Raw genomic sequence first — 3261 nt, forward strand, 5'->3', positions numbered from 1 at the left:
AGGATATCAGTTGCCATTCCGATACTGGCTAAAGGATTACGTAATTCATGGGCGAAAATACGAGCAACTTCGCCCTGAATGGAAAGACGTTCTGCTTTTAATAAAGCTTCTTGGGTATTTTTCTGTTTGGTAATATTCCTCACCAACAACACATATTCATTTACCCAGGAGGCATCCTTACGATCAAAAATTTTGCCACGGATATTAAACCATTCCCAGGCAGTATTCCTTAATTTTAACCGTAATTCGACTTCTAAAATATCATCATCAGAGGCTTTTACTAATTTCTTGTGCAAACTGACAATTTTATCCCGGTCTTGCGGGTGAATAAAAGGAAGTACCTCTAAAAGAGATGTGCCTTGAATTCTCTCTTTCGTCATTCCTGCTTCCGGGAAAATATCTTTATTTATATAGCGTACGCAATAACTGTTTAGATTAATAATTAAAATTGTTTCAGGTGATGCTTGTGCCAGATGCTGTTTAAACCTGAAATTTTCTTCTAATTTCTGAGTTTCAATTTTGCGGAGACTAATATCTTCTATCGCCGCTATTAAAAGATTATCTTGCGACCTTGCTGTCATTCGAAACCATCTATTGTTGCCATCCCTATTAAAATGGAATTCTTTATCCAGGCCCTTGCCCGTTTCCATCACATTTTTAAAAGCATCAAATATTCCCATTTCAACACCATATTGGGAGGTCTCCAAATAAGTTTTACCTAGAGGGTTGGATTCCATATACATTTCCAAGAGAACTTTATTCACTTTAATGAACTTAAAATCTTTAATAGTTCCATTCTCGTTATAAATGCTCTCAAATACTGCTATGGCCTGGTTAGTAGTATCAAAAACGGTTCGTAATAACTTTCTGCTTTTATTCAGGTCTGATAAATTCTGAGAAGATTCATCTTTGAAAAGCTTTTTACTTTTCCTTATTGTAAAGTTTTTGATACCTTGAAACATTAGAAAATTTATTAAAATTCGAAAAAAATTATAAAGTAATGTTAAATTTACTTAAATTATTTCATAATCATTTATAATAAAGCCGTTAAACATACACATAGAATCTTATGTGTTAAAACATTCTTAATGAAACAATAATAAACCCTAAAAAGAATTTTGCTTTCCGTTTTTGAAATTTCAATTACTCCATTCGGCGACTAATTTATATCAAGCCAATTTGCTCCAAAAAGCCCCGTTCAATTAAACTAGTATATTTAGTGGTTAATAAGGAATTTGTACTATCTAACCTTTTTCGCAATTTTAGATAAGGTTATAATCCCCGGTGGGTCACTTCCTTCGGCTTGACGTGATACCGAAGGGTTAAAATTGTCATCTCCCTTAGGCGAATAGGGTAGGGTATTATAATCGGTGATATCCATTCATCCATTATCTTGGTTGAAGAAAATTCATGGTTATGAACCGTAGGCAACTTGTTCAACTTTAAATAAAAATGGTAGAAAGGAACTGCTATTCCAAAGACCGTTTTTGTTCTCCTCTTGTTTCTTTGTAAATAGCGGTGATAAAGTAAAGAAGACCGTTAGCTCCAATATTTCCGGACAAGACATATTTAAGAGTACTATATTTGCCAAAATTTATTAGGTGAAGCTGAAAAGAAAACGAAAATTAATAACGTATTTAAATATTTTGGATCAACCCATTAGATTTAATCCGTTCGTATTTAGTCGAACTTTTTTATTATGGGCAATTCTAGGTTTAATTGGTGGGTTTATCGCAGGAATATATTGGATTATACTTGAATTTTTAACGCATAAAATTGCCATTTTTGAAGGGTGGCAAGTTATTCTCGTGATGTCCATTTGTGGGCTTTTAGCAGGATTAATTATTCACTTTATTGGTGACCCGGGAGAAATTCATTTGATCGTAGATAATATTAAATTCAATAAGGGGAAACTTGATCCCAAAAATAATCCCTCTATGATTTTGTCATCATTACTTTGTGTTGCATCTGGAGGAAGTCTTGGACCAGAAGCTCCTTTGGTACAAGTAACAGGCTCTACAGGCACTTGGCTGGGTAAAATATTTAGACTGAAAGGTGAAGAATTGAGGTCTTTAAGTATTGCTGGAATGGCATCTGGATTTACTGCTTTATTTGGTGCACCTTTGGGAGGAAGTTTATTTTCATTAGAAATTTTACATCATAAACATGCGCTAGAATATTATAAGGCAATCATTCCTGCCTTGGTTGCCAGTTGTTTTAGTTATGTGATTTTCGCATTAATCGTTCACCTTGGGCTTGGCGCTGTTTGGGACTTACCAACTTATCAATACTCTGGAGTGTTAGATTTTGGAAGTGCAATCCTTTTCGCGATGGCAGCTACTGCTATAGGATGGGGATTTATTTATTGCGTTAAGTTTTTCAAACACCTATTTGAAAAGCGACCAATACCAATCTACATAAAAACATTAATTGGTGGAATCTTACTTGGAATAATATCCTATTATCTTCCAATAACACGATATTTTGGTCATCATGAAATAAATGAACTATTGGCAAATGATCTTAATATAAACCTATTACTTTTAATTTTGTTTTTTAAAATAGTGGCAATTTCCATTACTGTGACTTCGGGTTGGAGAGGTGGTTTTATTATTCCATTATTTTTTGTTGGAGCAACATTGGGATTGATAATCCATCAATTATTTCCAAGTACTAATCTTACCTTGGCAATTATAAGTTGTATGGCAGGAATTAATGTTTGTGTTACTCGTACGCCTATGAGTACAACGATTTTATTAGCAACTCTAACTGGGTTTTCATATTTTATTCCGATCTTATTCGCAAGTTTGACAGGTTATTTCTTAGCCCCAAAAATTCCTTTTATAAGTTCACAGATGGGAAATTGAGATAGCGCTAAGAATTTTAAAAATACTCCGAACAGCTAAAAATAACCAATTAGATGGAAAATCTCCATTTTATGGTATGAACTAATAAATATGCGCTACAACGATGACCATTTACCGTCCAATTCTAGCCCTTGTAAGCCTACTTGTATGCATCCCCAATCTTCAAGTCCCAAAATTGCAGTTCTCCAAAATTCGCCTAATGGACCTATACTACACGAGAAGATACTATTTTTATAAAAATGGGGTTGTTGTGCAGATTCCCGTTAGGCACAATTCACCATATGAAGAACTCCATTAATTTCTTGTGCTAACGTGGGCAGGAATCTTTATCTATATTAAATTTAATACGAACTCTATGTGTGGCCGTTTTAAAAATTGGTGCTGGAAATAAAGC

At 34.1% G+C, this 3261-nt stretch carries 2 protein-coding genes; one reads left to right on the forward strand and one right to left on the reverse strand.

What is annotated here, in order from left to right:
* Nucleotides 1-962: PAS domain-containing protein (locus tag DHD80_RS19705; RefSeq protein WP_251743184.1), on the reverse strand; the 962-nt coding region annotated here is incomplete at its 3' end.
* Between the two features lie 639 nt (nucleotides 963-1601).
* On the opposite strand from DHD80_RS19705, the gene DHD80_RS19710 reads away from it, so the two are divergent.
* Entirely contained in the window at nucleotides 1602-2867 is a 1266-nt protein-coding gene (locus DHD80_RS19710) for a chloride channel protein (protein WP_251743185.1), read from the forward strand.
* The last annotated feature ends 394 nt before the right edge of the window (nucleotides 2868-3261 follow it).

The organism is Gramella sp. AN32, from assembly GCF_023718305.1.
GTDB classification, from domain to species: Bacteria; Bacteroidota; Bacteroidia; order Flavobacteriales; family Flavobacteriaceae; genus Christiangramia; species Christiangramia antarctica.